Genomic DNA, 26,071 nt, shown 5'->3' with positions numbered 1-26,071 from the left:
GCGGGCCGTCGCCGGCCGATGCGCAGTGCGTGAGTTCAGATCTCGTCGAGCCGGCGGCCCGACAGCGCGCGCTTGATGCTCTTGTCCATCCGGCGCGCCGCGAATTCGTCGGTGCCGTCGGCCAGCGCCTTGGTCGCCGCTTCGATCGCGTTCGTGTCGTCGCCTTGGGCCACCGCGCGCAGCGCCGCGGCCAGCGTGTCGACTTGCGTGCGTTCGTCCGCGTCGAGCAGTTCGCCGTCGGCCGCCAGCGCAGCCTGCGTCGCCTCGAGCATCCGCTCGGCCTCGACCTGCGCCTCGCGCAGCGCGCGGGCGCGCATGTCGATTTCGGCGGTCTTGAAGCTGTCCTCGAGCATCTTCGCGATGTCGTCGTCGGCAAGACCGTACGACGGCTTCACGACGACCGAGGCCTCGACGCCCGACAGCTGCTCGCGAGCGAACACCGACAGCAGGCCGTCCGCGTCGACCTGGTAGGTCACGCGAATGCGCGCGGCGCCGGCCGTCATCGGCGGAATGCCGCGCAGCTCGAAACGCGCGAGCGACCGGCAGTCGGCGACGAGCTCGCGCTCGCCCTGCACGACGTGGATCGCCATCGCGGTCTGGCCGTCCTTGAAGGTCGTGAATTCCTGCGCGCGCGCGATCGGAATCGTCGAGTTGCGCGGAATGATCTTCTCGACGAGGCCGCCCATCGTCTCGACGCCGAGCGACAGCGGAATCACGTCGAGCAGCAGCCAGTCGTCGCCGGTGCCGCGATTGCCCGCGAGCAGATCGGCCTGGATCGCCGCGCCGAGCGCGACGACCTGGTCCGGATCGAGATTCACGAGCGGCGGCTGGCCGAAATATTTCGCGACCGCGTCGCGGATCACCGGCATGCGCGTCGCGCCGCCGACGAGCACGACGCCCTTGATGTCGGCCGGCGTCACCTGCGCGTCGCGCAGCGCCTTGCGGGTCGGCGTGAGCGTGCGCTGCACGAGCGGATCGACGAGCGACGCGAACGTGTCGTGCGAGATCGTCTGCACGAGATGCGCGCCACCCGACAGCGTGACGTCGAGCGACGCATCCGGTGCGGACGACAGCGCTTCCTTCAACACGCGCACACAGTCGAGCAGCAGGCGCACATCCTCGGGCGCGAGCGTCTTCACATCGATGCCGGCCTGCGCGAGCACGTGACCGAACAGCGCATGGTCGAAATCGTCGCCGCCGAGCGCTGAATCGCCGCCTGCGGCCAGCACTTCGAACACGCCCTTCGTCAGCTTCAGGATCGACAGGTCGAACGTGCCGCCGCCGAGGTCGTACACCGCGTAGAGGCCTTCGGCGCCGTTGTCGAGCCCATAGGCAATCGCCGCGGCGGTCGGTTCGTTCAGCAGGCGCAGCACGTTGAGGCCCGCGAGGCGCGCGGCATCCTTGGTCGCCTGGCGTTGTGCTTCGTCGAAATACGCGGGCACCGTGATCACTGCACCGACCAGGTCGTCGCCAAGCGAATCTTCCGCGCGATAGCGCAGCGTCGCGAGAATCTCTGCCGACACTTCGACCGGGCTCTTCACGCCGTCGATGGTACGAATCTGCACCATGCCCGGCGCATCGACGAATTCGTACGGTGCGTTCGCCGCACCTTCGACTTCGGCCTTGCCGCGGCCCATGAAACGCTTGACCGACACGATCGTATTGCGCGGATCGGTCGCGGCCTGCTCTTTCGCCTCGTGACCGATGCGGCGGCCGCCCTTCTCGAGATAGCGGACTACCGACGGCAGCAGCACGCGGCCCGCTTCGTCCGGCAGGACTTCGGGCACGCTGTTGCGCACGGCCGCGACGAGCGAATTCGTCGTGCCGAGATCGATCCCGACGGCGAGTCGCCGCTGATGCGGCGCCGGCGCCATGCCCGGTTCGGAAATTTGCAGTAAAGCCATCTTGGTTCGTTCGGGCGCTCGGCCCGTTTGCTGCGCGTGCCGCAAGGCACGCGGTTAAGTTTCGAGGCGCTCGATCTGCGCGCCCACTTCCGACGCGACCCGTTCGATGAACATCAGCTGGCGCACGGCCTCGGCGGCCGCCTGATCCGCGCCGCTGTCGAGCAGCGTACCGAGGCGCTCCACACGCACGCGCCGCTCTTCGCGCAACTCGGCGAGCAGCGCGTCGAGCGCGTCGACGTTGCGGGCGGCCGCGGCATCCTCGATGCCCTCGCGCCACTCCATCTGCTGCATCAGGAACGCCGGCTCCATCGCGGTGTTGTTTTCCGCGCCGATGTCGACGCCGCGCAGCGACAGCAGATACGACGCGCGCTTCAGCGGATCGCGCAGCGTACGGTACGCCTCGTTCGCGCGGGTTGCCCATTGCATCGCGATGCGTTTCTGCGCATCGCCGGCCGCCGCGAAGCGGTCCGGATGCACCTGCGTCTGCACCGTCCGATAGGCGGCGTCGAGCACCGTCTCGTCGAGCGCGAATTGCGCCGGCAGGTGAAACAGGTCGAAGTGGCTGTCTTTCAGCGAGACCATCGTCGCGTTCAATTCCGGTTCGTCGCGCGGCAAGCGCCGCACATTAAAAAGGCGGCCCGTGCCGCCTCTTGCCCGCATCGCGCGGAGATCCGCGTGGTCACACGCGGAACGATTCGCCGCAGCCGCACTCGTCCTTCACGTTCGGGTTGTTGAACTTGAACCCTTCGTTCAGGCCTTCGCGTGCGAAATCAAGCTCGGTGCCGTCGATGTAGGCCAGGCTCTTCGGATCGACGATGACCTTCACGCCATGGCTCTCGAACACCTGATCCTCGGGAGCCAGCTCGTCGACATACTCGAGCTTGTACGCGAGCCCCGAGCACCCGGTCGTGCGAACGCCAAGCCGCAGGCCCACACCCTTGCCGCGACGGACGAGGTATTTCTGGACGTGCTGTGCTGCTTTTTCGGTCAGTGTAATTGCCATGATGTCCTTGCCGCGGCGCGCCACCGGGGCCCGCCGCGGTCCTTCTCAAGCTGCTCGATGCCGCTCAGGCTGCTGCCTGATCGCCTTCCTTGGTGTCGTGACGCTTCTTGTAGTCGGCCACGGCAGCCTTGATCGCGTCTTCCGCGAGAATCGAGCAGTGAATCTTCACCGGCGGCAGCGCGAGTTCTTCAGCGATCTGCGTGTTCTTGATCGACAGGGCTTCGTCGAGCGTCTTGCCCTTCACCCATTCGGTGACGAGCGAGCTCGATGCGATCGCCGAACCGCAACCGTAGGTCTTGAACTTCGCGTCTTCGATCACGCCGTCCGCGCCGACGCGGATCTGCAGCTTCATCACGTCGCCGCAGGCCGGCGCGCCGACCATGCCCGTGCCGACCGTGTCGTCGTCCTTCGCGAACGAACCGACGTTGCGCGGGTTTTCGTAGTGATCCAGAACCTTGTTGCTGTAAGACATGACTCAGACTCCTTGACTCGTTACGTCTGCGTGCGCGAATCCGCCCGCGGGTATGTTCAATCCGGCGCTCAGTGTGCGGCCCATTCGATCGTCGACAGATCGATACCTTCCTGGTGCATTTCCCAGAGCGGCGACAGTTCGCGCAGCTTCGCGATCTTGCTGTTCAGCAGGTTGATCACGAAATCGACTTCCTGCTCCGTCGTGAAGCGGCCGACCGTGAAGCGGATCGAGCTGTGTGCCAGCTCGTCGTTGCGGCCAAGCGCACGCAGCACGTACGACGGCTCCAGCGACGCCGACGTGCATGCGGAGCCCGACGACACCGCCACGTCCTTGATCGCCATGATCAGCGACTCGCCTTCGACGAAGTTGAAACTGATGTTGAGGTTGTGCGGGACACGGCGCTCCATGTCGCCGTTCACGTACGTTTCTTCGATCTGCGACAGGCCGCGCAGCAGCTTGTCGCGCAGCATGCGGACGCGCTCGTTTTCCGTCGCCATTTCTTCGCGTGCGATGCGGAACGCTTCGCCCATGCCGACGATCTGGTGCGTCGCCAGCGTGCCCGAACGCATGCCGCGCTCGTGACCGCCGCCGTGCATCTGCGCTTCGATGCGCACACGCGGCTTGCGACGCACGTACAGCGCGCCGATGCCCTTCGGGCCGTAGGTCTTGTGTGCCGAGAACGACATCAGGTCGACCTTCAGCTTCGCGAGGTCGATCGCGACCTTGCCGGTCGACTGTGCGGCGTCGACGTGGAACACGATGCCCTTCTCGCGACAGATTTCACCGATCGTCTCGATGTCCTGGATCACGCCGATCTCGTTGTTCACGTGCATCACCGACACGAGGATCGTGTCCGGGCGCAACGCGGCCTTGAACACGTCGAGGTCGATCAGGCCGTCATCCTTCACGTCGAGGTAGGTGACTTCGAAACCGTCGCGCTCGAGCTCGCGGCAGGTATCGAGCACGGCCTTGTGCTCGGTCTTCACCGTGATGATGTGCTTGCCCTTGCCCTTGTAGAAGTTCGCGGCACCCTTGATCGCGAGGTTGTCCGATTCCGTTGCGCCGGACGTCCAGATGATCTCGCGCGGATCCGCGTTCACGAGCGCGGCCACGTTCTCGCGCGCTTCCTCGACCGCACGCTCCGCATCCCAGCCATACGCGTGGCTGCGCGACGCCGGGTTACCGAACTGCTCGCGCAGGTACGGCACCATCTTGTCGACCACGCGCGGGTCGACCGGCGTCGTCGCGCTGTAATCCATATAGATGGGCAGGTGGAGAGTGTCTTGGGTCATCTGTCGCTCCGGGAATTCTGTGCAGGGACTATGTGCGTTATGGGGTATGGCGGCGCCTTCGCGCTCACGAACTCGCGATGTTGAACACCGAATTCGGGCCGAGCGGCATCGTGCGCACCGGCTCGGCCGGCGCCGCGACGGGCTCCGGCGTGCGCCGGTCGCGCAGCACCGCGGGTGCGCCCTCGCGAGCGCGCTGCTGATCGACGAGATCCTGCAGCGACACCGAATCGAGGTATTCGACCATCTTCTGGTTCAGCGTCGACCACAGCTCGTGCGTCATGCAATGGCCGTCGGGCTGCTTCGAGCCGTCGCACGTGCCTTTGCCGCCGCACTGCGTGGCATCGAGCGGTTCATCGACCGCGATGATGATGTCGGCAACGGTGACGTCCTGCGCGCGACGCGCGAGGTTGTAGCCGCCGCCCGGGCCGCGCACGGATTCGACGATTTCATGCCTGCGCAGCTTGCCGAACAGCTGTTCGAGATACGAGAGCGAAATCCGCTGGCGCTGGCTGATGCCTGCAAGCGTCACCGGGCCCTGCTCCTGGCGCAGTGCCAAGTCAATCATCGCCGTGACGGCGAAACGGCCTTTGGTGGTGAGTCTCATGGTGTCTAGGGGACTGCAATCTTGACGATTTTGGTCAAGTATAAATATTTGACGATTTTAGTCAAGTATCCATGCTTTTGATAGGGTATTCGCAGACCGCTGAATACCGTGCGATCAGCGCTCCGTGCGGGCCCGGAGCGTCTCCAGCAGGCCCGCGCACGCGCGTTCGACCTGATCGAGCACCTGTTCGAAGCCCTGCGCGCCGCCGAAATAGGGATCGGCCACTTCGGTTTCGGTCGCGCCCGGCGCGAATTCCATCAGCAGGCGCACCTTGTCGCGATGTTGCGACGGGCAGCGCCGCTGCAATTCCGCGAGATTCGCCTCGTCCATCGCGAGCAGCAAGTCGAAGCGCTCGAAATCCGCCGCGCTCACCTGGCGTGCGCGCAGCGCCGACAGATCGTAGCCGCGGCCGCGAGCGGCCGCCTGCGCACGCGTATCGGGAGGCTCGCCGACATGCCAGTCGCCGGTGCCAGCGGAATCGATCGCGATCCGGTCCGCCAGCGCAGCCGCTTCGACCTGGTGCCGCATCACGCCTTCCGCGGTGGGCGAACGGCAAATGTTGCCAAGACAGACGAAACAGATCGAAACGCGGGTCATCGCACTATCGGAAAGCCGCGGCGGACCGCGTGGGAAAAGAGCACGCCATTATACAAAGGCGGCCGAAATCGCGCCGCCGCGCAAAGCGACGGCGCCCTGCATTACAGCGCCTTCGGCGCAGCGAGCACGACGTCGCCGGATGCCGCCGGCAGCGGCTTCGCCGCGTCGCCGACCAGCCCGAACGACACCGCACGCGCCAGTTCGGCGGATGCCTGGTGAACCGCGAGCGGACCACGCGACGGCGCATCGGCCATCGCATGCAGATAGGCAGCCGCAGCCAGCGGGACGACGATTGCCAGCGGCCAGTACATCGATATTGTCTTTCTCATGATGCGGACCTCCTTGACCTCGTACCCCGAAACCCAATTCCGGGGACTACAGACAGGATTCTATAGACCGCACCTATCGAGATAAATATACAAATAGCGAACGCACTGTTGTCGCCGGATGAACAGTCATCAGCCGAGGTGACTTTGCGACGCCGCGTACAGCTCGCGGAACGTGCGCCCGGTCGGTGTCGGCATGTCGCGCGTATCCATCCAGCCGCCCATCATCGGCAGGCGCCGCAGCGTGCCGTCGTTGCCGCCCAGCCGCTCGAGGATGCGCACCGCGAGCTTGGTCGTCAGCGCGTACAACATCGGCCGGCGCGCGACGAAGCCCCATGCGGCGAGCGCCGCCCGCTCGCGCCACGGCCGCAGGTGCCGCTCGACCTGCTTCTCGCGCAGCGTGCGCAACAGATGCGACAACGGAATCCCGGCCGGACACACGCTGTCGCATTCCCCGCAGAGCGTCGCGGCCTGCGGCAGGTCGAGCGCGCGGTCGAGCCCGACGTAGCTCGGCGTCAGCACCGACCCCATCGGTCCCGGATAGACCCAGCCGTACGCATGGCCGCCGACCTTCTGGTAAACCGGACAATGGTTCATGCAAGCGCCGCAACGGATGCAGCGCAGCATTTCCTGGAACTCGCCGCCGATCAGCCCGGTGCGGCCGCCGTCGACGAGCACCACGTAGTTGTGCTCGGGGCCGTCCTCGTCGCCTGGGCCCCGCGGCCCGGTCAGCAGCGAGAAATAGTTCGACGTCTTCTGCCCCGTCGCGGAACGCGGCAGCAGGCGCATCGCAGTCGCGAGATCCTCGAGCGTCGGCAGCACCTTCTCGATGCCCGTCACCGCCACATGCACGCGCGGCATCACCGTGCACATCCCCTCGTTCCCTTCGTTCGTCACGATCGCGACCGAGCCGGTCTCGGCGATCACGAAGTTGCCGCCCGTCACGCCCATGTCGGCCGACATGAAATGCGGGCGCAGCACCTCGCGCGCCTCACGCGTCATGTCCGGAATCTCGGTGAGCCGCTCGCGATGGTGCGTGCGCGCGAACAGGTCGGCGATCTCGTCCTTGTCCTTGTGCACGACGGGCGCAATGATGTGGCTCGGCGGCTCGTTGTCGTTGATCTGCAGGATGTATTCGCCGAGATCCGTCTCGATCGACTGCACGCCCATCTCCGCGAGCACCGCGTTCAGGCGCATTTCCTCCGACACCATCGACTTGGTCTTGATGACCTTCTTCACGTCGTGACGGCGCGCGATGTCGGCCACGAGCCGCGCGGCGTCCGCGGTCGTTTCGGCGAACAGCACCGTCGTGCCGCGCCGCGTCGCCTCGCGCTCGAACGCCTCGAGCCATACGTCGAGGTTCTCCAGCGCGCGGTTGCGACGGGCCTTCAGCGCGGCGCGCGTGGCCGGGAAGTCGATCGCGGTCATCGCATCGGCGCGCGCGGACACGAACTTCGTCGACAGCTTCTTCAGGTTCTGCTGCAGGCGCTGGTCGGCCAGCTTCTGGCCGGCGCGCGCCTTGAAATGCATCGATTGGACTTGCATCGCGGTATCGGGGAAAAGTGAGCGGAACCGGGCGTCAGACGTCGCCCGCCAGCACCTGCGCGACGTGCAGCACGCGCGTGTCGCGGTCGCCGGTGCGGCGCAACCGCCCTTCGATGTTCAGCATGCAGCCGAGATCGCCGAGCACGACGGCGCCCGTACCCGACGCGCGCACGTTCGCGCATTTCTCGTCCGCGATGGCCGCCGAAATGTCGCCGTACTTGACCGCGAACGTGCCGCCGAAGCCGCAGCAGTGCTCGCAGTCCTTCATCTCGGTGACCGCGATGCCGCGCTGCGCGAGCAGCGCGCGCGGCTGCGCCTTCACGCCGAGCTCGCGCAGGCCCGAGCACGAATCGTGATAGGTGACGGGCCCCGTGAATTCGCCGGGCGCGAGCGACACCTTCGCGACATTCGCCAGGAAATCGGTCAGTTCGTAGACTTTCTGCTGGAACCGCGTATAGCGCCCCATCAGCTCGGGGTCGTCACGGAACAGGTCGCCGTAATGCGCGCGAATCATCCCGCCGCATGACCCCGACGGCGCGACGACGTAATCGAACTGCTCGAACTCGCGCAAGGTCTTTTCCGCGAGATCGCGCGCCAGCGCGCGGTCGCCCGAGTTGTAGGCCGGCTGGCCGCAGCAAGTCTGCGCGGGCGGCACGATCACCTCGTAGCCGGCGTCGCGAATCAGCTTGAGCGCCGAAAAACCGATTTCGGGGCGCATCAGATCGACCAGGCAGGTCACGAACAAACCGACTCGCATACGTGCTCCTTCGAGAAAACGGCTCTCATTATCCGCCGTTTGGCCGGCAAGACCAACGCCGCTCGCGCGCAAGCCCGCACCGCGCGAAACGAGGATTTCCTCGAACGCCGTTCGCTTTTTTCACGATACGAGATACAATCGTTGCAACACCGCTTGACGCGTCAACCGATTTCTCCCCCGACATGAGCCAACCCACCCCGGATTCCAAAACGTCGATCCAGGTGATCGAACGTATGATGCGGCTGCTGGACGCGCTCGCCGCGCACAGTGACCCTGTCAGCCTGAAGGAACTTGCGCAGCGGACGGAGCTGCACCCGTCGACCGCACACCGCATCCTCAACGACATGGTGACCTGCCGTCTCGTCGACCGCTCCGATCCCGGCACCTACCGCCTCGGCATGCGGCTGCTGGAGCTCGGCAACCTCGTGAAGGCGCGCCTATCGGTGCGCGACGCGGCGTTGATGCCGATGCGCGAGCTGCACCGCCTCACCGGGCAGACCGTGAACCTGTCGGTACGCCAGGGCGACGAGATCGTCTACATCGAGCGTGCGTATTCGGAGCGTTCGGGAATGCAGGTCGTCCGCGCGATCGGTGGCCGCGCGCCGCTGCACCTCACGTCGGTCGGCAAGCTGTTCCTCGCGGCCGACGAAACGTCGCGCGTGCGCGCCTATGCGACGCGCACGGGGCTGTCCGGCCATACGCAGAACAGCATCACCGACATCGCGAAGCTCGAGCGCGAGCTGACGATCGTCCGCCAGCAATCGTGCGCGCGCGACAACGAGGAGCTGGAGCTCGGCGTGCGCTGTATCGCGGCCGGCATCTACGACGATTCGGGCAAGCTCGTCGCGGGCCTGTCGCTGTCGGCACCGGCCGATCGTCTGCAGGATGCGTGGCTCGGCCAGTTGAGCCGGACGGCCCTCACCATTTCGGAATCGCTCGGCTACCGGCCGGCGCCCGCGAAGGACGCAGACGGGCTGCAGCGGCAGGCGTAAGCCGCTCCCGCGCACCCAATGAAAAAGCCCCGCGATTGCGGGGCTTTTTTTCAGCCATCGGCGTGGCAGCGAACCGCCACGCCAGCGTGCGATCAGGTCCCGCCGTTCGGCGTGTTGGCCGCCGTCAGGCGCTCGCCGCCGCCGGCATCGAGCCAGTTGCGCAGGCGCGCCGCATCGGCGAAGCGCGAATACTTGCCGAACGAATCCAGCAGCACCATCACCATCGGCTTGCCGTGGATCGTCGCCTGCATCACGAGGCATTCGCCCGCTTCGTTGATGAAGCCCGTCTTCTGCAGACCGATGTCCCACGAGCCATTGCCGCGGATCAGCGCGTTCGTGCTGTTGTAGACGAGATTACGCTTGCCCGTGTACACCTCGTAGGTGCGATCGGTCGAGAACTGACGAATCATCGGGTACTGGTACGCCGCATTGACCATCTTCACGAGGTCCCGCGCGCTCGACACGTTCGAGCTCGACAGACCCGTCGAATTCTCGAAGTGCGTGTCGGTCATGCCGAGCGACTTCGCCTTCGCGTTCATCGCGGCGATGAACGCCGGGCGGCCACCCTGGTAGTAACGCGACAGCGCGGCGGCCGCGCGGTTTTCCGACGCCATCAGCGCGATGTGCAGCATGTCTTCACGCGACAGCACCGAGCCGACCGACAGGCGCGAGCCCGTGCCCTTCTCGTAGTCGCGATCTTCGTCGGTGACTTCGATCTGGTCGGTCATCGGCGTCTTCGAGTCGAGCACGACCATTGCGGTCATCAGCTTCGAGATCGACGCGATCGGCACGACGGCGTGCGAATTCTTGTCGAACAGCGGCTCGCCCGAGTTTTGGTCGACGACGTACGCGACGCTCGAACGCAGCGCGAGCGCGTCCGGCGTGTCGTGCAGGCCGAAAGCCTGGCCGACGGTCGGCCGGCGCGGCTGGAACGCGACCTTGCGAACTGCGCCGTGATGGCCGCCATGCACGTTCGACGCGAGCGTCACGCGCTTGCGCGATGCCTTCGCGCGCGGCGCATCGGCTGCGGCGACCTTGGCGGATTTGTCGGAGCTGGCCTTGGCAGACTTCTTCTTCGCGGACGAAGCAGGAGCGACAGCCTTTTTCTTGGCGGCTTGTTGGGTCTTCGCAGTGGCGGCAAAGGCGTCAGCGGGCGCGACGGTCGCGGTGGTCGCCAGCAAGGCGACTGCGACCGACACAGCCGTGCCGAGCGTCATGCTCTGCAACAATCTGCGCGGTGAAAACGATTCGGCTTTCATTGGGGTCTGGACAAAGCGGGCGGGAGGTTTCCGCAAGTGTAGTTAAAGCTGAAAAAAAGAGCAATATTAGGCACTTACCGATCGTCGTTAAACCGGAATGTAAGGGTCGGCCAACCTCTGACCAATGAACCCTCCCGCTCCCATCGAAAAAATTGATGGGATGCGCTGCCCGACAGTACCCGTCTCCCGATTACACACGGTTAATTGAGATAACGTCACTTCGGAGGCGATTTAAAGCGGGGAAACTACGTATCCGGCGCTCGGGGTGCCAGGGGCGCCGGTCTCGGCCATGACAACGGCACGTCGCCACGGTACACGCATCGAAACGGCGCGTTTTTCGACAGGAACAGAAGGATAACGTTCCACAGGCCTGTCAGGTTTACCTGTGCATGATCATGGTGCGCCGCGCCTGCCCCACGGTCGTGCGCACCATCTGGGAACACGCCTGAAACCGATTCCGAACCGACGCGATAACTCGTTGTTTTATCGATAATTTGTCATGATTGTGCGACGCACAAAAAATACTTGACAATGGTTTTGTCTGCCCTAAAATAAGCCTCATTGCTGCGTTGCACAAAGCACGCGCATCCGAGGTTCCCCAGCGTAGTGCCCTTTCCCCTGCGATCGACGCGATCGCTTTTCAGGAGCTTGACATGTCCTTGCTGACCCCCGAGCAAATCGCCGCCGCCCAGAAAGCCAACCTCGAAAGCCTGTTCGGTCTGACGACCAAGGCGTTCGAAGGCGTCGAAAAGCTGATCGAACTCAACCTGCAGGTCGTGAAGTCGACGCTGGCCGAGAGCCAGGAAAACGCACAGCGCCTGCTGTCGGTGAAGGACGCACAGGAACTGATCGCGCTGCAAGCCAGCCTGTCGCAGCCGGTCGCGGAAAAGGTGCTGTCGTACGGCCGTCACCTGTATGAAATCGCATCGTCGACGCAAGCCGAGTTCACGAAGGTTGCCGAAGCGCAATTCGAAGAGCAGAACAAGAAGGTCCAGGCACTCGTCGACAACGTCGCGAAGAACGCCCCGGCTGGTTCGGAAACGGCTGTCGCTGCGCTGAAGTCGGCACTGAACGCTGCGAACACCACGTACGAAACGGTTCAGAAGGCAACGAAGCAAGCCGTCGAAATCGCTGAAACGAACTTCAACGCCGCTGCTGCCGTCGCAACGAAGGCTGCTACCGCCGCTGCTGCACGTCGTACGAGCAAGCCGGCCGCGTAAGCGTCCCCTGCTCCTGAAAAAGCCGCGCCCAGCGCGGCTTTTTTATTTCTGGCGCCAGAACATGCGATCAGGCGACAATCCCTGCCGGTCATTGGCCTCTTTCGTCGCACGGCATCGCGGATGCCCACCACGAAGAAGAACGTTTCGCCGTCCCATTTCATTCATGTACAGAACGCTCAGATCCGTCGCCGTCGCCACGGCCATTTCCGTCGCGGCGCTTGCGATGCCTGGCCCGGCCACGGCCGCCCCGCCCGCGACGACGTCTCAGCCGGCAGAAACGCCACGGCCGATGGAAATGTACGCGGTCCAGCTACCGTTTGCCGGCATCGTGGATGCGGCCCGGTCATGGTTGACGAAGAATGGAACGGTGGTGATTTCCGAGGAACACGTGATCGCTGGAGAACACAACACCAGCCATTACCGCTACCTGATCGTGGTGATGCCGGCGAAATCGAGTCCGAACAAATCCTACCTCACGGTCGAAGTCTCGATGGGTGACACGCCCCCGCCGCACGGTGCTGCCGCGCCGCTCGACGAATTGCACGCGTTCATCAGGCAACTCGGCGAAAAAATCGGCGTCGCTCCGCAATTCGTCAGGGCGGCGAAGTAGATCCCGCCGCCGCGCCGTCGGCATAGGCCAGCCCACCCTGCCCTGGCCAAGAACCAATAAAAACGCCGCCGCCCGGTTTCCCGAGCGGCGGCGTTTTTCATGGCCGGCACCTGACCGGCCTTGCCGGCTGCATTACTTCTTGCGTTGCGGCGGCAGGTCGGTACAGACGCCTTCGTACAGTTCGGCGGCCATGCCGACCGATTCGCCGAGCGTCGGGTGCGGATGGATCGTCTTGCCGATGTCTTCCGCGTCCGCGCCCATCTCGACGGCGAGGCACACTTCGCTGATCAGGTCGCCTGCGTTCAGGCCGACGATCGCGCCGCCGATCACGCGATGGGTTTCCTCATCGAAGATCAGCTTCGTGAAGCCTTCATCGCGGCCGTTCGCGATCGCGCGGCCCGATGCGGCCCACGGGAACACGGCCTTGCCGTACTTGATGCCTTCGGCCTTGCACTGGTCTTCCGTCTTGCCGGCCCAGGCCACTTCCGGATCGGTGTACGCCACCGACGGAATCTGCAGGGCGTCGAAGTACGCCTTTTCGCCATGCGCGGCTTCCGCTGCGACGTGGCCTTCATGCACGGCCTTGTGCGCGAGCATCGGCTGGCCGACGATATCGCCGATCGCGAAGATGTGCGGGACGTTCGTGCGCATCTGCTTGTCGACGTCGATGAAACCGCGATCCGTGACGGCGACGCCAGCCTGGTCGGCACCGATCTTCTTGCCGTTCGGGCTGCGGCCCACCGCGACGAGCACGAGGTCGTAGCGCTGCGCTTCCGCCGGCGCCTTCTCGCCCTCGAACTTCACGTAGATGCCGTCTTCCTTCGCTTCCGCGCCGACCGTCTTGGTCTTCAGCATCACGTTGCCGAAGCGCTTCGCGTTGTACTTTTCCCAGACCTTCACGAGGTCACGGTCCGCGCCCATCATCAGGCCGTCCATCATTTCGACGACGTCGATCTCGGCGCCGAGCGTCGAGTACACCGTCGCCATTTCGAGGCCGATGATGCCGCCGCCAATCACGAGCATGCGCTTCGGCAGTTGACGCAGTTCGAGCGCGCCGGTCGAATCGACGACCCGCGGATCTTCCGGCATGAACGGCAGCTTAACGGCCTGCGAGCCTGCGGCGATGATAGCCTGCTTGAACTTGACGACCTTCTTGCCGCCATCGCCCTGCACTTCCATGTGATACGGATCGACGAATGCGCCGACGCCAGTGACGACTTCGACCTTGCGTGCCTTCGCCATGCCGGCAAGGCCCGTCGTCAGTTTCTTGACGACGCCGCCCTTGAAGTCGCGCAGCTTGTCGAGATCGACTTCCGGCTTGCCGAACGTGATGCCGTGCGACGCGAGCGCCGCGGCTTCTTCGACGACGAGCGACGTATGCAGCAGCGCTTTCGACGGGATGCAGCCGACGTTCAGGCACACGCCGCCGAGCGTCGAGTAGCGTTCGACGAGCACCGTCTTCATGCCGAGATCGGCAGCGCGGAACGCGGCCGAGTAACCGCCGGGGCCGGCGCCGAGCACGAGCATGTCGCATTCGATGTCCACTGCGCCGGCGTAGCTGCCGGCTTGCGGCGCGGGTGCAGGAGCGGCTGCGGCCGGTGCGGGTGCAGCCGCTGCGGGCTTGGCCGCTTCGGGTGCTTTCGCGGGTGCGGCGGCGCCTGCTGCTGCTTCGACGATGGCGATGACGGTGCCTTGCGAGACTTTCTCGCCAGCTTTGACCTTGATTTCCTTGACGGTGCCGGCGACGTCGCTCGGCACTTCCATGGAGGCTTTGTCCGATTCGAGCGTGATGAGCGTCTGCTCTTTTTCGATCACGTCGCCGGGTTTCACGTTGACTTCGATGACATCGACGCCGCTGAAATCGCCGATATCCGGAACCTTGACTTCGATGAGACTCATGTACGTCCCCTTCTTGTTTAGCTGCTGACAGAGGGAGAGGGCTCAACCGCTGAACGATGGCCTGGCTGGAGAACGGAGTCCTGGGCAGTACCACCTTTGCCGTCCGCCCAAGGACGCGCCTTTCTTTTGGTTACTTTTCTTTGGAAGACAAAGAAAAGTGACCGCCGCCCCGCGCAGGGGCGACGCTAGCAAACCGTTAGCAAAGCAGGTTCAACGACAGGGCGTGGATAACCGACAGCAAACCCACGCCCCTGCGAGAGCCCTCAGCTCATCAAAGAATGATGCGACGGAAATCCGCGAGCAACGCACCGAGATACGCATTGAACCGCGCGGCTTCCGCGCCATCGATCACGCGATGGTCATACGACAGCGACAGCGGCAGCGTCAGGCGCGGCACGAATTGCTTGCCGTCCCACACCGGCTTCATCTGGCCGCGCGACAACCCGAGGATCGCCACTTCCGGCGCGTTGATGATCGGCGTGAAGTTCGTGCCGCCGATCCCGCCGAGCGACGAGATCGAGAAGCAGCCGCCCTGCATCTGGTCCGGTTTCAGCTTGCCGTCGCGTGCGGCCTTCGACAGCTCGGCCATTTCCTTCGCGATATCGACGAGACCCTTCTTGTCCGCATCGCGGATCACCGGCACGACGAGGCCGTTCGGGGTATCCGCGGCAAAACCGACGTGGTAGTACTGCTTGAACACCAGGTTGTCGCCGTCGAGGCTCGCGTTGAAGGTCGGGAATTTCTTCAGTGCTGCAACGACCGCCTTGATCACGAACGCGAGCATCGTGAACTTCACGCCCGCCTTCTCGTGCTCCTTGTTCAGCTGCACGCGCAGTGCTTCGAGCTCGGTGATGTCCGCTTCGTCGTTGTTCGTGACGTGCGGGATCATCACCCAGTTGCGATGCAGGTTCGCGCCCGAGATCTTCTTGATGCGCGACAGCGGCTTCGCTTCGAACGGGCCGAACTTCGAGAAGTCGACCTTCGGCCACGGCAGCAGGTTCAGCTCGCCGCCGCCTGCCGGCGCGGCTGCCGCGACCGGTGCTGCGCGCTGGCCGGTCATCACGCCCTTCACGAAGCCCGTGACGTCTTCCTTCGTGATGCGGCCCTTCGGACCCGAACCTTGCACGCGGGCGACTTCGACGCCGAGTTCGCGTGCGAACTTGCGCACCGACGGCGATGCGTGGCTCGCACGGTATTCGCCCGACGGTGCAGCGGCCGGAGCCGGTGCTGCAGCAGCCGGTGCCGGGGCGGCCTTCGCGGGTGCAGCGGCAGGTGCCGGCGCAGCAGCGGCCGGTGCCGGTGCGCTCGCCTGCGGGGCGGCTGCGGCGGGCGCTGCGCCTGCCGCGTCGAGCAGCACGATCAGCGTGCCTTCCGACACCGAATCGCCCACCTTCACCTTGATCTCTTTCACGACGCCGGCGGCCGGGCTCGGCACGTCCATCGTCGCCTTGTCCGATTCGAGCGTGACGAGCGACTGCTCCTTCTCGACCGTGTCGCCGACCTTCACGCCGATCTCGATCACCGGCACATCCTTGTAGTCGCCGATGTCCGGCACCTTCACTTCGAGCGTGCCGCCGGCTGCAGCCGGTGCGGCCGCCGGTGCGGCAGCAGCCGGTGCGGGCGCTACCGCCGGAGCCGGTGCAGCGGCGGGCGCAGCCGCGCCGTTCGCCTGCGCCGCGGCGCCGCCTTCGAGCAGGATGATCAGCGAGCCTTCCGACACGGAATCGCCCACCTTGACCTTGATTTCCTTCACGACGCCGCCTACCGGGCTCGGCACGTCCATCGTCGCCTTGTCCGACTCGAGCGTGACGAGCGACTGCTCCGGTTCGACGGTATCGCCGACCTTCACGCCGATCTCGATCACCGGCACATCCTTGTAATCGCCGATATCCGGCACCTTCACTTCGATCGCTTGACTCATCTGTTTCTGTCTCCATGGCCACGCGCGCCCCTCTCGGAGGCGGCGCGCGGCATCACACGGCGTGTGCGTTAAACGGTCATCGGGTTGGGCTTCGACGGATCGAGGTTGTACTTGGCGATCGCGTCCGCGACCACCGTGCGCTCGATCGTGCCTTCGTCGGCCAGCGCGTTGAGCGCGGCGACGGTGACCCAATGACGGTCGACTTCGAAGAAGTGACGCAGCTTCTCGCGGGTATCCGAGCGGCCGAAGCCGTCCGTGCCCAGCACGACGAAGCGGCGATCGATCTGGCCGCGGATCTGGTCGACCAGCGCACGGACGTAGTCGGTCGAGGCGATGACCGGGCCCTGCGTGTCCTTCAGGCACTTCTGCACGTGCGACAGGCGACGCTCTTCGGTCGGATGCAGCAGGTTCCAGCGCTCGATCTCGTGGCCTTCACGCGCGAGCTCGGTGAAGCTCGGCACGCTCCACAGGTCGGCCGCGACGCCCCAGTCGTTCTTCAGCAGGTCGGCAGCGGCGATCACTTCGTTGAAGATCGTGCCCGCACCCAGCAGCTGAACGCGCGGCGCCTTCTTGTCGGCGTCGGCCTTCTTGAACGCGTACATGCCCTTGATGATGTCGGCCGCCACGTGCTCGCCCTGCGGAATCGCCGGGTGCTCGTAGTTCTCGTTCATCACCGTGACGTAGTAGTACACGTCTTCCTGGTCCTGCACCATGCGGCGCAGACCGTCCTGGATGATGACCGCGAGTTCATAGCCGAACGTCGGGTCGTAGCTCACGCAGTTCGGCACCGATGCCGCCCACAGGAGCGAGTGACCGTCTTCGTGCTGCAGGCCTTCGCCGTTCAGCGTCGTGCGGCCCGCGGTGCCGCCGAGCAGGAAGCCGCGCGAGCGCATGTCGCCCGCCGCCCATGCCAGGTCGCCGATCCGCTGGAAACCGAACATCGAATAGAAGATGTAGAACGGCACCATGATCTCGCCGTGCGTCGAATACGACGTCGCCGCCGCGATCCAGTCGCACATGCCGCCCGCTTCGTTGATGCCTTCCTGCAGGATCTGGCCGGTCTGCGACTCCTTGTAGAACATCAGCTGGTCGGAATCTTCCGGCACGTACTTCTGACCTTCCTGGTTCCAGATACCGATCTGGCGGAACAGGCCTTCCATGCCGAACGTACGCGATTCGTCCGGGACGATCGGCACGACGCGCTTGCCGAGCGCCTTGTCCTTCAGCAGGATGTTCAGGATCCGCACGAACGCCATCGTCGTCGAGATCTCGCGGCCTTCGCCCGTGCCCTTCAGCAGCGGCTCGAACGCGTCGAGCGCCGGCACCGGCAGCGACGTCGCCTTCTCGCGGCGATGCGGCAGGTAGCCGCCGAGGTCCATGCGCTTCTGGCGCATGTATTCGAGTTCCTTCGAGCCTTCCTCGAACTTGAGGTACGGCACGTCGGCGATCTGCTCGTCGGTGATCGGCAGGCGGAACTGGTCACGGAACTTCTTCAGTTGCTCGACCGGCAGCTTCTTCTGCTGGTGCGTGATGTTCATCGCCTGGCCCGACTCGCCCATCCCGTAGCCCTTGATGGTCTTCGCGAGGATGACGGTCGGCGCGCCCTTCGTGTTGGTCGCTTCGTGGAATGCCGCGTAGATCTTGTGCGGATCGTGGCCGCCACGGTTCAGCGCCCAGATGTCGTCGTCCGACCAGTCGGCGACGAGTGCCTTCAGCTCAGGCGAGTTGAAGAAGTGTTCGCGCACGAACGCGCCCGACTCCGACTTGTACGTCTGGTATTCGCCGTCGACGGCTTCCATCATGCGGCGCATCAGCGCGCCCGACTTGTCGCGTGCGAACAGCGCATCCCAGCGGCTGCCCCAGATGACCTTGATCACGTTCCAGCCGGCGCCGCGGAACTCCGATTCGAGTTCCTGGATGATCTTGCCGTTGCCGCGCACCGGGCCGTCGAGACGCTGCAGGTTGCAGTTGATCACGAACACGAGGTTGTCGAGCTTCTCGCGGCTCGCCATCCCGATCGCGCCGAGCGATTCCGGTTCGTCGGTCTCGCCGTCGCCGAGGAATGCCCACACCTTGCGGCCTTCCGTCTTCGCGATACCACGTGCCTGCAAGTACTTCATGAAGCGGGCCTGGTAGATCGCCATGATCGGGCCGAGGCCCATCGACACGGTCGGGAACTGCCAGAAATCCGGCATCAGCCACGGGTGCGGATACGACGAGATGCCGTTGCCGTCGACTTCCTGGCGGAAGTTGTCGAGCTGCTCTTCCTTCAGGCGGCCAAGCAGGAACGCGCGCGAGTAGACGCCCGGCGACGAGTGGCCCTGCACGAATACGAGATCGCCGCCGTGCTGGTCGGACGCTGCGTGCCAGAAGTGGTTGTAGCCGACGTCATAGAGCGTCGCGGCCGATGCAAACGACGCGATGTGGCCGCCGACGTTCGTGTCCTTGCCTGCGCGCAGCACCATCGCCAGCGCGTTCCAGCGCGTGTACGAACGGATGCGGTGCTCGACGTCCTGGTCGCCCGGGATCTTCGCCTGGGCGGCCACGGGAATCGTGTTGATGTACGGGGTGTTGGCAGAGAACGGCAGGTGTTCGCCGTGCATGCGGGCGAACTCGATCTGCTTTTCGATCAGGTAATGCGCACGGCCGGTGCCCACGGAGGAGATCACGCCATCGAGCGACTCCAGCCACTCGACGGTTTCTTGCGGGTCGTCGTCACGTTCGGCGGCGACATATTTCATCACTTCGTTCGGTACAGCGGACATTCTCGTCTCCTGGGTCCTGGAATGTGAGGATCGCTCTCGTGCAGACGACGCGACGCGACCGGCTGCGGGCAAGCTCCGACGGATTGTAATGAGCGCGCGCGGGCCTGCGCAACAAAATTTTCGAATTGTGAGATCTTTTCTCGCAATATGAAATATTGCTGCGCTGCACCCATATTCCGGGGCTCTCCGGCGCGTCACGGCTGAACAAATCCGTTTCCGTTCAACATATCCGGTATAGGTTTTCCATGTATTGCGCTGCGCTACAATCCTCCAATGTTGACCGATCGGCTTTTCGCACGCTCGGCGCGACCGTCGGGCCCGCCGGCGGAGTCGCAGCCGTCCCGTTGGCACCACGGACCGTGGTGGTCCAATTCCTATTTGCTGACGCCCCTGCTGTCGATTCTCGTGTTCCTGGTGGTGATGAGCCTCATCCTGTGGAGCCTCAATCGCCGCGAACAGCAGCAGCAGGAAGACACCCTTTTCCGTAACGTCGCGTGGGCCCAGCAGCAGATCCGCCTGTCGATGACGGGTGCGCAGGAACAGCTCCAGGCACTGTCGCGCGATCTCGCGTCCGGTCGACTCGACCAGAACGCGTTCCAGATGGCCGTCGCGGACGTGATGCAGACGCACCCGGAAATCCTCTACCTGAACTGGTACACGTCGCCCGGCGTGCAGCGCTGGCCGACCGTGCATCCGCCGCTGCTCGGCCAGCGGCTCGCCAAGCCCGGCGAAGCGCAGATGCAGGACGCGGTGCGCGGCGCCTACGACGAAGCGCGCAGCACGCGCCGCCAGGCCTATTCGCCGCTGATCTACGACGACTTCGGCAACGGCTTCATCACGCTGCAGACACCCGTGATGCGCGGCGACCGCGAGTACCTCGGCTCGGTCGCCGCGGTGTTCTCGGTCGAAGGCATCCTGAAGCACGACATCCCGCAGGAACTGTCGTCGAAGTACAAGATCTCGATCACCGACGCGAACAACCGCGAGCTGTCGTCCACGTCGACGCGCCCGCGCCTGCCCCGCGACTCGCACTACGACCTGCCGCTCGATCCGCCCGGCCAGGGGCTGACCGTGCGCGTGTACGCATTCCCGCAGCTCACGAACCTGACCAACAACACGCTCGTGTGGCTCGTGGCAGGCCTGTCGTGCTTCGTGCTGTGGAGCCTCTGGAGCCTGTGGAAGCACACGCGCCAGCGTTTCGAGGCGCAGCAGGCGCTGTACGCGGAAGCGTTCTTCCGCCGCGCGATGGAAAACTCGGTGCTGATCGGCATGCGCGTGCTCGACATGCACGGCCGCATCACGCACGTGAACCCCGCGTTCTGCCGGATGACGGGCTGGGACGAGACCGACCTCGTCGGCAAGGTCGCGCCGTTCCCGTACTGGCCGCGCGACGCTTACCCGGAAATGCAGCGCCAGCTCGACATGACGCTGCGCGGCAAGGCGCCGAGCTCGGGCTTCGAGCTGCGCGTGCGGCGCAAGAACGGCACGCTGTTCCATGCGCGCCTGTACGTATCGCCGCTGATCGACAGCTCGGGCCGCCAGACCGGCTGGATGTCGTCGATGACCGACATCACCGAGCCGAAGCGTGCGCGCGAAGAACTCGCGGCCGCCCATGAGCGCTTCACGACGGTGCTCGAAAGCCTCGACGCCGCGGTGTCGGTGCTGGCCGCCGACGAGGCCGAGCTGCTGTTCGCGAACCGCTACTACCGCCACCTGTTCGGCATTCGTCCGGACGGCCATCTCGAGCTGTCGGGCGGCGGTTTCGACCGCGCGCAGGCATCGTCCGATTCGATCGACATGGTCGACGCGTTCGCGGGCCTGCCGGCCGCCGCGCTGACGAGCAGCACCGCCGATGCGCAGGAGGTGTACGTCGAGAGCATCCAGAAGTGGTTCGAGGTGCGCCGCCAGTACATCCAGTGGGTGGACGGCCACCTCGCGCAGATGCAGATCGCGACCGACATCACGACCCGCAAGAAGGCGCAGGAACTCGCGCACCAGCAGGAAGAGAAGCTGCAGTTCACGAGCCGATTGATGACGATGGGTGAAATGGCGTCGTCGATTGCTCACGAATTGAACCAGCCGCTCGCCGCGATCAACAACTACTGCTCGGGCACGCTCGCGCTCGTCAAGAGCGGCCGCGGCACGCCGGAGACGCTGCAGCCCGCGCTGGAAAAGACCGCGCAGCAGGCGCTGCGCGCGGGGATGATCGTCAAGCGGATCCGCGAATTCGTGAAGCGCAGCGAGCCGAAGCGCCAGCCGGCGCGGGTCGCGGACATCGTCGCCGACGCGGTCGGGCTCGCCGAAATCGAGGCCAGGAAGCGCAGGATCCGGATCGTCACGGAAATCCTCGCAAGAATGCCTATTATTTATGTCGACCCCGTGCTGATCGAGCAGGTGCTCGTGAACCTGATGAAGAACGCGGCCGAGGCCATGGCCGACGTGAAGCCGGCGTCGGCGGACGGCGTGATCCGCGTCATCGCCGACATCGAGGCGGGCTTCGTCGACATCCGCGTGATCGACCAGGGCCCGGGCGTCGACGAAGCGACCGCCGAGCGCCTGTTCGAACCGTTTTACAGCACCAAGTCCGATGGCATGGGCATGGGGCTGAACATCTGCCGTTCGATCATCGAATCGCATCGGGGGCGTCTGTGGGTGGTCAACAACGTCGAGCCGGATGGCCGCATTTCCGGCGCAACGTTCCACTGCAGCCTGCCCATTGGGGAACCCGCTGATCTCGGCCAAGGGGGGCGCGAGGCATCGGCATCACATACTGTTACGGGAGAACTATGAATAGCCCTGTCACCACCACTCAGGAAACCGTCTTTGTCGTCGACGACGACGAGGCCGTACGGGACTCGCTGCGTTGGCTGCTGGAGGCGAACGGCTATCGCGTGCAATGCTTCTCGAGCGCCGAGCAGTTCCTGGATGCCTACCAGCCTGCGCAGCAGGCCGGCCAGATCGCGTGCCTGATCCTCGACGTCCGGATGTCGGGCATGAGCGGCCTCGAACTGCAGGAACGCCTGATTGCCGACAATGCCGCGCTGCCGATCATCTTCGTCACGGGTCACGGCGACGTGCCGATGGCCGTCTCGACGATGAAAAAGGGTGCGATGGACTTTATCGAGAAACCGTTCGACGAAGCCGAGCTGCGCAAGCTGGTCGAGCGGATGCTCGACAAGGCCCGAAACGAAAGCAAGAGCGTTCAGGAACAGCGTGCCGCGAGCGAACGCCTGTCGAAGCTGACCGCGCGCGAGCAGCAGGTGCTCGAACGGATCATCGCGGGCCGCCTGAACAAGCAGATCGCCGACGATCTCGGCATCAGCATCAAGACGGTCGAAGCGCACCGCGCGAACATCATGGAAAAGCTCAACGTCAACACGGTGGCCGACCTGCTGCGCCTCGCACTGTCGAAGAAACAGGCCTGAACGTGTTTGCCGCGCGGCCCGGGCAGCCCTGCCCGGCGGGCCGTGCCACCGCCGTCGCGCGATGCGGCCCACTCGCGCGGCGGCGTTTTTCCCGGCGCGCGAGCGCCGCAGCCATGACGCTTCCCGTGCATTCGCTGTCGGACGGCGGCAGGCGGACGGTATAATTCCGTGCTTTGCTGCGGTGCCCCTCGGGCGCCGCACGCCCGCATTCCAACTTCCCGGCAGGACCCACCACCATGACAGCCCTCCTCATCGACGGCAACGCCCTCTCGAAGACCCTGCGCGCCCAGGCCGCCGAACGCGCCGCCGCACTGACCGCGCGCGGCCACCAGCCCGGCCTCGCGGTGATCCTCGTCGGCGCCAACCCGGCCAGCGAAGTCTACGTGCGCAACAAGATCAAGGCGTGCGAGGACAACGGCTTCTTCTCGCTGAAGGATGCGTACCCGGACACGCTGTCGGAGGCCGACCTGCTCGCCCGCATCGACGAACTGAACCGTGATCCGAAGATCCACGGGATCCTCGTCCAGCTGCCGCTGCCGAAGCACATCGACAGCCACAAGGTGATCGAGGCGATCGCGCCGGAGAAGGACGTCGACGGCTTCCACATCGCGAACGCGGGCGCGCTGATGACCGGCAAGCCGCTGTTCCGCCCGTGCACGCCGTACGGCGTGATGAAGATGTTCGAGGCGCACGATATCCCGCTGCAGGGCGCGAACGCGGTCGTGATCGGCCGCTCGAACATCGTCGGCAAGCCGATGGCGATGATGCTGCTCGACGCCGGCGCGACCGTGACGATCTGCCACAGCAAGACACGCGACCTCGCCGCGCACACGCGGCAGGCCGACATCGTGGTTGCCGCGGTCGGCAAGCGCAACATCCTGACCGCCGACATGGTGAAGCCCGGCGCGACGGTGATCGACGTCGGCATGAACCGCGACGACGCGGGCAAGCTGTGCGGCGACGTCGACTTCGCGGGCGTGAAGGAAGTGGCCGGCCACATCACGCCGGTGCCGGGCGGCGTCGGCCCGATGACCATCACGATGCTGCTGATCAACACGATCGAAGCCGCCGAGCGCGCCGCCGACGCGGCTGCCTAACCCCCTGCCTGTTCAGCCGGCGTGCGGAACCGCGCGCCGGCGTCTCGCCGGCCGCACCGCGCCGGTCGCGCCACCTGGCGCTCCCCACCCCGCATTCGACCCTGCGTCAATCGCGTCGTTAGAAACTAACGATTGGAAAGCGCGCGATGCGCCCCAATAATGTCGATATCGGGCGCCGCGTTGCCGTGCGCGCCTTACCCTTTTCACTCCGGTTCATCCGGCAACAGACAGGGAGTCTTATGTCCGCCAGCGCCAACACCAACCCGCTTCTCGATTTCTCGGGCCTGCCCCGCTTCGGCGAGATCCGCCCGGAACACGTGACGCCCGCGCTCGACACGCTGCTCGATGCCGCCAACCGCGCGGTCGAAACGGCAAGCGCGGCCGCGACGCCGGCAACCTGGGCAGCAATCGTCGAGACGGTCGAGCACGCGACGGAGCCGCTCGGTCGCGCCTGGGGCATCATCGGCCACCTGAACGCGGTCGCCGATACGCCCGAACTGCGGGCCGCCTACGGCGAGAACCTGCCGCGCGTGACCGAATTCTGGTCGAGCGTCGGCCAGAACCTCGCGCTGTACGAGAAGTACAAGGCGATCGCCGCGAGCGCCGAATACGCGACGCTGTCCGTCGAACGCAAGAAGATCCTCGACAACGCGCTGCGCGATTTCCGCCTGTCGGGCGCCGAGCTGCCCGAGGACCAGAAGCCGCGCTTCGCCGAACTGCAGGAGCAGCAGGCCGCGCTGTCGAAGGCTTTCTCCGATCACGTGCTCGACGCGACCAACGCGTACGCGTACATCGTGCAGGACGAGGCCGAACTGGCCGGCCTGCCCGGCGACGCGATCGAGGCCGCCCGTGAAGCCGCGCAAAAAGACGCCAAGGAAGGCTGGAAATTCACGCTGCACTTCCCGTCGTACTTCCCGGTGCTGCAATACGCCGACAACCGCGCGCTGCGCGAAACGCTCTACCGCGCCTACGCGACGCGCGCATCGGAACTCGGGCCGCAGTACGGCGACGGCAAGGCCGAATGGGACAACACGGCAATCGTCACCGATGCGCTGAAGCTGCGCCGCGAAGAGGCGCAGATGCTCGGCTACCGCAACTTCGCCGAAGTGTCGCTCGCACCGAAGATGGCCGAATCGCCGCAGCAGGTGATCACGTTCCTCGAGGATCTCGCGACGCGCGCGCGCCCGCACGCGAACAAGGACTGGGACGAGCTGCGCTCGTTCGCCGCGAAGGAACTCGGCCTCGCCGAACTCGCGCCGTGGGACGTGGCATACGCGGCCGAAAAGCTGCGCCAGCAGCGCTATGCGTTTTCGGAAAACGAGGTCAAGCAATACTTCCCTGAGCCGGCCGCGCTGAAGGGCCTGTTTACCGTCACCGAGACGCTGTTCGGCGTGCAGATCAAGCCGGACGACGCGCCGGTATGGCACAAGGACGTGCGTTTCTTCCGCGTCGAGAATCGCGACGGCTCGCTCGTCGCGCAGTTCTATCTCGACCTGTACGCCCGCGAAGGCAAGCGCGGCGGCGCGTGGATGGACGACGCGCGTTCGCGCGCGAAGCGCGGCAGCAGCGTGCAAACGCCCGTCGCCTATCTCACCTGCAACTTCTCGGCGCCGGTCGGCGGCAAGCCCGCGTGCTTCACGCACGACGAAGTCATCACGCTGTTCCATGAATTCGGCCACGGGCTGCACCACATGCTCACGCGCGTCGACGAGCTCGGCGTGTCGGGCATCAACGGCGTCGAATGGGATGCCGTCGAGCTGCCGTCGCAGTTCATGGAAAACTTCTGCTGGGAATGGGACGTGCTGTCGTCGATGTCGTCGCACATCGACACGGGCGCCGCGCTGCCGCGCGAGCTGTTCGACAAGATGATCGCCGCGAAGAATTTCCAGAGCGGGCTCGGCACGCTGCGCCAGATCGTGTTCTCGATGTTCGACATGCTGCTGCACGTCGACTTCGACCCGGCGGGCGCCACCGGCGTGACCGCGTTCGCGCGCGAGATCAACGAACGCTATCACGTGATCCCGCAAGCCGCGTTCTCGCGCTGGCCGAACACGTTCAGCCACATCTTCGCGGGCGGCTACGCGGCCGGCTATTACAGCTACAAGTGGGCCGAGGTGCTGTCGGCCGACGCGTATGCGGCATTCGAGGAAGCGGCCGCCGCGAGCGGCAGCGTGCTCGACGCGGCGACCGGCACGCGCTATCGCCGTGAAATCCTCGAGGTCGGCGGCAGCCGCCCGGCGATGGATTCGTTCAAGGCGTTCCGCGGCCGCGAGCCGCAGATCGACGCGCTGCTGCGCCACAACGGGATGGCCGCGCCCGCGCACTGAGCGCGCCGCCAGCCCTTTCGGCTGCACGTAAGCAAAGGCACCGCTTCGGCGGTGCC

At 65.2% G+C, this 26,071-nt stretch carries 21 protein-coding genes; 7 read left to right on the top strand and 14 right to left on the bottom strand.

The window, feature by feature from the left end; all coding sequences use genetic code 11:
* Positions 1-35: 35 nt before the first annotated feature.
* From hscA to QZM67_RS30730, 10 genes are all read right to left on the bottom strand, one after another.
* The gene (hscA, locus tag QZM67_RS30775) at positions 36-1,904 is read right to left on the bottom strand and encodes a Fe-S protein assembly chaperone HscA (RefSeq protein WP_301809058.1); all 1,869 of its coding nucleotides are present in this window, start codon (positions 1,902-1,904) and stop codon (positions 36-38) included.
* Between the two features lie 54 nt (positions 1,905-1,958).
* Positions 1,959-2,486 (bottom strand): Fe-S protein assembly co-chaperone HscB, encoded by a 528-nt coding sequence (gene hscB / locus QZM67_RS30770; protein ID WP_011352560.1) that lies wholly within the window; start codon positions 2,484-2,486, stop codon positions 1,959-1,961.
* Positions 2,487-2,583: 97 nt separating this feature from the next.
* The gene (gene iscA / locus QZM67_RS30765) at positions 2,584-2,907 is read right to left on the bottom strand and encodes an iron-sulfur cluster assembly protein IscA (RefSeq protein WP_014896627.1); all 324 of its coding nucleotides are present in this window, start codon (positions 2,905-2,907) and stop codon (positions 2,584-2,586) included.
* Between the two features lie 64 nt (positions 2,908-2,971).
* Positions 2,972-3,379: a Fe-S cluster assembly scaffold IscU gene (gene iscU, locus QZM67_RS30760; RefSeq protein ID WP_006481982.1), complete on the bottom strand. Its 408-nt coding sequence runs from the start codon at positions 3,377-3,379 to the stop codon at positions 2,972-2,974.
* Positions 3,380-3,447: 68 nt separating this feature from the next.
* Complete coding sequence (locus QZM67_RS30755; RefSeq protein WP_043190335.1) at positions 3,448-4,671, bottom strand: IscS subfamily cysteine desulfurase; 1,224 nt, start codon at positions 4,669-4,671, stop codon at positions 3,448-3,450.
* Between the two features lie 64 nt (positions 4,672-4,735).
* Entirely contained in the window at positions 4,736-5,275 is a 540-nt protein-coding gene (iscR, locus tag QZM67_RS30750; RefSeq protein ID WP_009691731.1) for a Fe-S cluster assembly transcriptional regulator IscR, read from the bottom strand.
* Positions 5,276-5,389: 114 nt separating this feature from the next.
* A complete protein-coding gene (locus QZM67_RS30745; protein WP_043190343.1) occupies positions 5,390-5,872 on the bottom strand; it encodes a low molecular weight protein-tyrosine-phosphatase in 483 nt (160 codons plus the stop codon).
* 101 nt (positions 5,873-5,973) lie between these two features.
* Positions 5,974-6,201 (bottom strand): hypothetical protein, encoded by a 228-nt coding sequence (locus QZM67_RS30740; RefSeq protein WP_043190346.1) that lies wholly within the window; start codon positions 6,199-6,201, stop codon positions 5,974-5,976.
* 129 nt (positions 6,202-6,330) lie between these two features.
* The gene (locus QZM67_RS30735) at positions 6,331-7,743 is read right to left on the bottom strand and encodes a lactate utilization protein B (protein WP_301809055.1); all 1,413 of its coding nucleotides are present in this window, start codon (positions 7,741-7,743) and stop codon (positions 6,331-6,333) included.
* Positions 7,744-7,777: 34 nt separating this feature from the next.
* The gene (locus tag QZM67_RS30730) at positions 7,778-8,500 is read right to left on the bottom strand and encodes a (Fe-S)-binding protein (RefSeq protein ID WP_069248359.1); all 723 of its coding nucleotides are present in this window, start codon (positions 8,498-8,500) and stop codon (positions 7,778-7,780) included.
* Positions 8,501-8,682: 182 nt separating this feature from the next.
* Between QZM67_RS30730 and QZM67_RS30725 the strand changes: the two genes are divergently transcribed.
* Positions 8,683-9,492, top strand: a complete 810-nt coding sequence (locus QZM67_RS30725; RefSeq protein ID WP_034183553.1) for an IclR family transcriptional regulator — start codon at positions 8,683-8,685, stop codon at positions 9,490-9,492.
* A 92-nt stretch (positions 9,493-9,584) separates the two neighbouring features.
* On the opposite strand, the gene pbpG is transcribed toward QZM67_RS30725, so the two are convergent.
* Entirely contained in the window at positions 9,585-10,751 is a 1,167-nt protein-coding gene (gene pbpG, locus QZM67_RS30720) for a D-alanyl-D-alanine endopeptidase (RefSeq protein WP_122945791.1), read from the bottom strand.
* A gap of 653 nt (positions 10,752-11,404) precedes the next feature.
* Between pbpG and QZM67_RS30715 the strand changes: the two genes are divergently transcribed.
* Both QZM67_RS30715 and QZM67_RS30710 read left to right on the top strand, forming a co-directional pair.
* Positions 11,405-11,971, top strand: a complete 567-nt coding sequence (locus tag QZM67_RS30715; protein ID WP_043190358.1) for a phasin family protein — start codon at positions 11,405-11,407, stop codon at positions 11,969-11,971.
* Between the two features lie 163 nt (positions 11,972-12,134).
* Positions 12,135-12,581 carry a hypothetical protein gene (locus QZM67_RS30710; RefSeq protein WP_301809053.1) on the top strand — a complete coding sequence of 149 codons (447 nt, stop codon included), beginning with the start codon at positions 12,135-12,137 and terminating at the stop codon, positions 12,579-12,581.
* Between the two features lie 132 nt (positions 12,582-12,713).
* Here the strand turns inward: QZM67_RS30710 and lpdA are convergent, their stop codons facing one another.
* The 3 genes from lpdA to aceE all read right to left on the bottom strand — a co-directional run bounded on the left by lpdA (position 12,714) and on the right by aceE (position 19,166).
* Complete coding sequence (gene lpdA / locus QZM67_RS30705) at positions 12,714-14,480, bottom strand: dihydrolipoyl dehydrogenase (protein ID WP_175024112.1); 1,767 nt, start codon at positions 14,478-14,480, stop codon at positions 12,714-12,716.
* 271 nt (positions 14,481-14,751) lie between these two features.
* Complete coding sequence (gene aceF / locus QZM67_RS30700; RefSeq protein WP_301809049.1) at positions 14,752-16,401, bottom strand: dihydrolipoyllysine-residue acetyltransferase; 1,650 nt, start codon at positions 16,399-16,401, stop codon at positions 14,752-14,754.
* A gap of 68 nt (positions 16,402-16,469) precedes the next feature.
* Positions 16,470-19,166: a pyruvate dehydrogenase (acetyl-transferring), homodimeric type gene (aceE, locus tag QZM67_RS30695; RefSeq protein ID WP_301809047.1), complete on the bottom strand. Its 2,697-nt coding sequence runs from the start codon at positions 19,164-19,166 to the stop codon at positions 16,470-16,472.
* A 273-nt stretch (positions 19,167-19,439) separates the two neighbouring features.
* Here aceE and fixL point away from each other — a divergent pair, with 273 nt between their 5' ends.
* From fixL to QZM67_RS30675, 4 genes are all read left to right on the top strand, one after another.
* Positions 19,440-21,956, top strand: a complete 2,517-nt coding sequence (gene fixL, locus QZM67_RS30690; protein ID WP_301809045.1) for an oxygen sensor histidine kinase FixL — start codon at positions 19,440-19,442, stop codon at positions 21,954-21,956.
* A complete protein-coding gene (gene fixJ, locus QZM67_RS30685) occupies positions 21,953-22,591 on the top strand; it encodes an oxygen response regulator transcription factor FixJ (protein WP_043190376.1) in 639 nt (212 codons plus the stop codon). Before fixL ends, fixJ begins: the two co-directional genes overlap by 4 nt.
* Before the next feature lie 236 nt (positions 22,592-22,827).
* Positions 22,828-23,688, top strand: coding sequence for a bifunctional methylenetetrahydrofolate dehydrogenase/methenyltetrahydrofolate cyclohydrolase FolD (gene folD / locus QZM67_RS30680; RefSeq protein ID WP_122945796.1), 861 nt, complete (start codon positions 22,828-22,830; stop codon positions 23,686-23,688).
* A 239-nt stretch (positions 23,689-23,927) separates the two neighbouring features.
* Positions 23,928-26,015, top strand: coding sequence for a M3 family metallopeptidase (locus QZM67_RS30675; protein ID WP_301809041.1), 2,088 nt, complete (start codon positions 23,928-23,930; stop codon positions 26,013-26,015).
* Positions 26,016-26,071 lie beyond the last annotated feature (56 nt).

Origin of the sequence: Burkholderia sp. AU45251, from assembly GCF_030482905.1 — a bacterium.
In the GTDB taxonomy this organism is placed as follows: Bacteria; Pseudomonadota; Gammaproteobacteria; order Burkholderiales; family Burkholderiaceae; genus Burkholderia; species Burkholderia aenigmatica.
The sequence above is the reverse complement of the archived record's forward strand: the minus strand, read 5'-3'. Positions and strand labels throughout refer to the sequence as shown.